The sequence below is a fragment of the Moorena sp. SIO4E2 genome (assembly GCF_010671945.1).
Classification (GTDB): Bacteria; Cyanobacteriota; Cyanobacteriia; order Cyanobacteriales; family Coleofasciculaceae; genus Moorena; species Moorena producens.
In genome coordinates, this window is sequence record NZ_JAAHIE010000452.1 from 1 (window position 1) to 6107 (window position 6107).

Here is a 6107-nt window from a genome sequence, read left to right on the forward strand (position 1 = left end):
TAAATGGCAAGTCGATGGCAAATCGATTGGCGAAATGATTTTACTATAAGTTGGGAATTTACCGAATCGTGCTAGGTATGCAATAAATATGATTTAGAGCAATTGCCCGTTTGCGCAGCACCCTAGGAGTCAGGGTGCATCTCATCTTTGTAAAAAAGAAGGGGCCCGGGCGCGGAGAGTCTCCGGCCTGGGCCCAGGAATTTTATTAAAATTTTTGCCTAATTTCAAAGGTGCGCTTTCCGCATCTAATTATTAAATTCCCGTGGCAGCACGCTTTCCAATGGCCGGGTAACCCGGCTTTGGGTCGCGTCTTTCGGCAAAGCCGACGCGGGGCGCGTTCGGGTCGCACCTAAAAGCTATGCAGCTTCGGAATAGGGGAGCCAGGGCTGCATCCCTTGTGCAAAGGATTGCTAGGATTTAGATATCACCTCACTAACTAAATTTACCTTCATCTGTTTGTAGTCTTCAATTTGCTTTTCCAGCTCAATATGCAGGTGATCAATCTCTTCTTTCTCCAGAATTTCTAATAGGGCTAGATTCAAGGATTGCTGGGCAGCAGTGTAGAGGTTGATATCAATCACATATACTATAATTTTAATTACCCGAGCATTATCTTCAATGTGGGAAAACAAAACTTTCATTTTTTGCTTGTGCAAGCCATCGATAGTCGGGATTAGTTCTTTAATAGCCTGACAAATTCGGGAAGTTTGCTCAGCTGAAATTCCATCAACTTTCAGAGTTAAATTTATGCCCCACTCAAACGTCTTACCAGTCTTCTGGGACCAATTTTCCACAACTCCAGCAATCATTTTAGAATTGGGAACTTTTTTGACAGAACCCCACTCAATAATACAAAGTGTTGTACTTCTCAGACCAATACTGACTATCTGAACAAAACCATTGACTCCGTCCACTACTACCCAGTCACCGGGTTTATAGAGACCATCAGCGTAGATAATCACCGTACAACACCAGTCATAGATAATGTCTTTGAATAACAAACCTAAGGCGACACCTGCACCACCCAGTAGACCGATCAGTGCACCAGCAGATGCTCCCAACAAAATCTCACTGGCTTTAATAGCGGCAATCAGCACTGCTGATATCTGAAAAAGCCTTGGGAAGTAGGGCACAAACAAATCGTCAAGTTCAGTTTCAGTGTTGGCCGCCAATCCGGCTAGAAGCTCCCCCAGTAGTGGCGCAGCACGGTAAAGAATATAGGTAGCAATGAACAGAGCGCTCACAAACAGAATCTCGGGGATTTTCTGATTCTGTTCAGGAGTAAGATGGGTGGCCACAACTAGATGTACTACCCATAGTCCACCGATCCAAATTAGCCAGCCTAATGGTTGCTTAAGAATCCTAATTAACTCATAGTCTAGGGTGGTTTTTGTACGGCTAGTCAGACGCTCGAGTCTGTCAATGATTATTGAAGTGAACAAGCCTCGCAATATCTGGGTGACGAGGAGGATGAGCACCACAATCACTATCGTGGAAACAGGAATGTTGGCGAGCTTGAAGTCGGTATCAAAGATCCTTGCTTTGATTAGGTTGATTGTCGTGTTGAATGTACTTTTAAGGTTTTCCATAGTTTCGACGAAAAGACAACAGCAGAGATCGACCTGTGCCTAGCTAAATGGCAAGTCGATGGCAAGTCGATAACTAATCGATTGGTGAAATAATTTTACTAGAAGTTGCCAATTTACCCAATAGTGCTAGGCGTGCTAGGTATGCAATAAACATGATTTAGAGCAATTGCCCGTCTGCGCAGCACCCTAGGAGCCAGTTTGAAACGTTTACTATCTTGGGTGCATCTCATATTTGTAAAAAAGAAGGGACCCGGGCGCGGGGCCCGGGCCTGGGAATTTTATTAGAATTTTTGCCTAATTTCAAAGGTGCCCTTGACCGATTAAGAATTAAATTTGCGCGATTGTCGCGCCTAAAAGCGATGCAGCTTCGAAGGGAACGAGCGCTGCATCCCTTGTTCAAAGGATTGCTAGGATTTAGATATCACCTCACTAACTAAATTTCCCTTCATCTGTTTGTAGTCTTCAAGTTGCTTTTCCAGCTCAATATGCAGATGATCAATCTCCTCTTTCTCCAGGATTTCTAATATTGCTATATTCAAGGATTGCTGGGCAGCAGTGTAGAGGTTGGTATCAATCACATATACTATAATTTTAATTACCCTAGCATTATCTTCAATGTGGGAAAACAAAACTTTCATTTTCTGCTTGTGCAAGCCATCGATAGTCGGTATTTTTTCTTTAATAGCCTCACAAATTCTGGTAGTTTTATCAGCTGAAGTTCCATCAACTTTCAGAGTTAAATTTATGCCCCACTTAAAGGTCTTGCCAGTCTTCTGGGACCAATTTTCCACAACTCCAGCAATCATTTTAGAATTGGGAAGTTTTTTGATAGAACCCCACTCAGTAATAAGAAGTGTTGTACTTCTCAGACCAATACTGACTATCTGAACAAAACCACTTACTCCGTCCACTATTACATAGTCACCCGGTTTATAGAGACCATCAGCGTAGATAATCACCGTACAACACCAGTCATAGATAATGTCTTTGAATAACAAACCTAAGGCGACACCTGCACCACCCAGTAGACCGATCAGTGCACCAGCAGATGCTCCCAACAAAATCTCACTGGCTTTAATAGCGGCAATCAGCACTGCTGATATCTGAAAAAGCCTTGGGAAGTAGGGCACAAACAAATCGTCGAGTTCAGTTTCAGTGTTGGCCGCCAATCCCCCTAGAAGCTCCCCCAGTAGTGGAGCAGCACGGTAAAGAATATAGGTGGCAATGAACAGAGCGCTCACAAACAGAATTTCGGGGATTTTCTGATTCTGTTCAGGAGTAAGATGGCTTGCCACAACTAGCTGTACTACCCATAGTCCAGCCAGCCAAATTAGCCAGCCTAATGGTGCCCTAATAATCCTAAGGAACTCATCGTCTAGGGTGCTTTCTGTACCGCTAGTCAGACGCTCGATTCTGCTAATGATTATGGCAGTGAACAAGCCTCGCAATATCTGGGTGAACATGAGGATGAGCACCACAAGAACTATCGTGGAAAGAGGGATGTTGGCGAGCTTGAAGTCGGTATCAAAGATTCTTTCTTTGATAACGTTGATTGTATTGTTGAATGTAGTCTTAAGGTTTTCCATAGTTTCGACGAAAATGCAACAGCATAGATCGACCTTTGCCTAGTTAAATGACAAGTCGATGGCAAGTCGATGGCAAGTCTCTTGGTGAAATTATTTTACTATAAGTCGCGAATTTCCCCAATAGTTCTGGGTATGCAATTGGGATTGTAATCCACAAACAGGATTGAGAGCAATTGCCGGTTTCCGCAGCACCCTAGGAGCCAGTTTTAAACTTTTAATATCTGTTTGTAGGAAAAATATTCGGTCAATCACATCTGGATTTTACCGAAAAGTATTAGCTAGTAAAAGAAGCTGGAAATAGCGAAGGATTACTAGCTATTGGTTTGGCGATCGCAAATCAACTGCAATCCATCAACTGCCCAGTTTGGGTTGATTAGAGTCATGGGCTTGTAGAATCAAAAGTTCTGTGCCCATAGTTTCCAGGGTCGTGCCAGGAGCTGATGCCGAGACCTCGAATAGCGCCGATGCACCAACCTGAGGGCTTCCCCCCACTCGCGCTTTGCATCAAGACAAGCATCAAGACAACCCAGTTACTCCTGCTTGGCCAGACTTGTCAACCCAACTTGTAAACAATTAATTCCCTATAAACGGCTAGTTAAACTTGAAACTAAAACTTGATCATTTGCTAGACCTCCCACAATGACTAGTCTATAGCCATCTCGTAAAGACGGAGTTAATAGTAGCATGTTCTACTTGTAATATGGGTACCCTATTTCTAAAATTAATCTAAATTCTCTTGTAGATATGGCGAAAACAATACCCTATTGATGTGTTCTATTGCTAGCCTATCTCGTCATTTCCCCGATCCCACACTTTTAGGTGCAACCCGTGGCGAATTTAATAAGAATTTAATAATTAGATGGGGAAAGCGCACCTTTATGATCAGTATTCAACCGGACTTGATATGAGGAGGATCAGGGGGATGAGCTTGTGATCAGCAAGTAACATCACCAGAAAGCAACTTGCTATCAGGGACTTCTGCACTTTTGGATAAGTTCTATCTCTAGGATTTACACTGATTCCCTGATTTACTAAACTAGCTCCTTATTGATTAAGGCTATTCTCAGTAAAAACTCATTAAGCTAAGATTTAATAGATTCATAAGCCTGGAAATTTCTAGGACTTAATGAGCATTTTAAAATGACGATTAAAATCTATAAAAATTAGATCATTGGGACGTTACAAATAGCGATATTGTGTCCATAACATATTAGATATAGTTATCTAATATGTTATGGGAGGCAATTTAATTTATAATTGTTGTTAATTCAAATAATAACCCTATTTCAAAATAACCAATTACCAATTACTTTTTAACCAGCTCATGAACCTTTCATCCTCGAAATCTCAAAATCTGCCCCAGTCCAAGATACAGCTAAGACTAAGGTTAGGGATTGGGGCAATAGTTTTGGTGACAGCTGCCTTAATTTTACTATTTACGCCCGTTGGGTCTTGGCTGAAGCTGGAAAATTTGAGATTGCTTCAGGAAAGCATGGGTATTTTTGGACCACTGGGGTACATTCTAATTTATATTGTTGCCACAGTACTAGCTGTTCCTGATGCGATTTTAACCTTTTCAGCTGGTGCTCTGTTTGGACTAATGCTGGGTACTTTGTGGACTGTGATTGGTGCTACTTTAGGAGCAACGGCTGCGTTTATGATTGCTCGCTTTGTTGCTGGTGATTGGGTTAAGTATCAGTTTCAGGACTCTCGTTTTGATCAACTCAGTGAGGGAATTGAGAAAAATGGTTTTTGGTTTGTGCTCTCAATTCGCCTGGCACCAATTTTTCCATTCAATGCCGTGAACTATTTGTTTGGCTTAACACCAATTCCTCTACCCACCTATGTTATTGCGACCGCAGTGGGAATTATCCCGGCTACCTTTGCCTATGCTTGGTTAGGTCGCAGTGGTCTCGAAGCTATCAGCGGTAGTCCCCCCTGGCAACTGATCGGAGCACTAGTTGTATTAGCGGTGCTATCTACCACCCCCCTACTTTGGAAAAAATCAAAACTTAGGCAATAACTCTGCTTGTCGGGTGCGTTAATAATGCACCCTACACCATAAGGGCGAATATCAGGGGGAATGAAAGTCGAGTGTTGCGTAAGTCCTGACCCTAAGTCCTGACAATTTAAGGTGATTAAGGTAGAAGATTGATGAGATTGAACAGATTGCTGAAAAGACGAAGCCTTTGGTTAGCGATCGCGCTATTTATTTTGGTCCTATTGTGTTACTCGACTCCTGTCAGAGCCTTATTTAACCAGAGGTTTCTAGTGCAACAGTTGCAAGAATTAGGCCATTGGGCAATCTGTTTATTTATCCTGGTTTATGCTCTGGCAACGGTTTTAGGAATTCCTGGCACAGTACTGACTATCGCTGGTGGTACAGTTTTTGGTTTAGTTTGGGGTACCTTCTGGTCTGTTATCGGAGCAACCTTAGGCGCATTGGGAGCATTTTGGGTAGCGCGTTATCTATTGCGAGATTGGGTTGAATACAAGTTCAGGCATCATAAAGCATTGGTCAGCTTCAATCAAGCAGTGATGCAGACACCCCTGATGTTTGTCTTAGCAGTACGCTTTGCCCCCATTTCTCCTTTTAATGTAGTGAATTTCTTGTTTGGTCTAACCCCGATTAGCTCGGTAGAGTATACCCTTGGCACTTTCTTTGGGATTATTCCTGGTACCCTCGCTTATACTTGGCTGGGAGTAACTGGGGGGGAAGCTTTGCAAGGAGGCGATCGCTTACCATTTTTCCTAGCACTCAGTTTCCTAGGTATACTGTCTGCCTTGCCACTGTTGGCAAAGGGAAAAAAGAAATAGTCTTCCTGTTGCCCATTCTCCTGTCCCATTCTCCTCATTTTACCATCTTTCCCATCCTCCCTATCTCCCCGATCAATCCCAGGAAGTAGCATGGCAATAAAGCAACGTGGTATCA

The 6107-nt window shown here is 42.8% G+C and carries 5 protein-coding genes; 2 read left to right on the forward strand and 3 right to left on the reverse strand.

Going from position 1 to position 6107, the window contains the following annotated elements:
• Positions 1 to 410 precede the first annotated feature (410 nt).
• From F6K37_RS30220 to F6K37_RS30230, 3 genes are all read right to left on the reverse strand, one after another.
• Complete coding sequence (locus tag F6K37_RS30220; RefSeq protein ID WP_287254198.1) at positions 411 to 1589, reverse strand: mechanosensitive ion channel family protein; 1179 nt, start codon at positions 1587 to 1589, stop codon at positions 411 to 413.
• A 407-nt stretch (positions 1590 to 1996) separates the two neighbouring features.
• Positions 1997 to 3175 carry a mechanosensitive ion channel domain-containing protein gene (locus tag F6K37_RS30225; RefSeq protein WP_008190387.1) on the reverse strand — a complete coding sequence of 393 codons (1179 nt, stop codon included), beginning with the start codon at positions 3173 to 3175 and terminating at the stop codon, positions 1997 to 1999.
• A gap of 351 nt (positions 3176 to 3526) precedes the next feature.
• Positions 3527 to 3667: a hypothetical protein gene (locus F6K37_RS30230; protein ID WP_008190385.1), complete on the reverse strand. Its 141-nt coding sequence runs from the start codon at positions 3665 to 3667 to the stop codon at positions 3527 to 3529.
• A gap of 832 nt (positions 3668 to 4499) precedes the next feature.
• Between F6K37_RS30230 and F6K37_RS30235 the strand changes: the two genes are divergently transcribed.
• On the forward strand, positions 4500 to 5198 hold the full coding sequence (locus tag F6K37_RS30235; RefSeq protein ID WP_008190384.1) for a TVP38/TMEM64 family protein: 699 nt from the start codon (positions 4500 to 4502) through the stop codon (positions 5196 to 5198).
• Between the two features lie 131 nt (positions 5199 to 5329).
• Positions 5330 to 5992, forward strand: coding sequence for a TVP38/TMEM64 family protein (locus tag F6K37_RS30240; RefSeq protein WP_081431836.1), 663 nt, complete (start codon positions 5330 to 5332; stop codon positions 5990 to 5992).
• Positions 5993 to 6107: the final 115 nt, after the last annotated feature.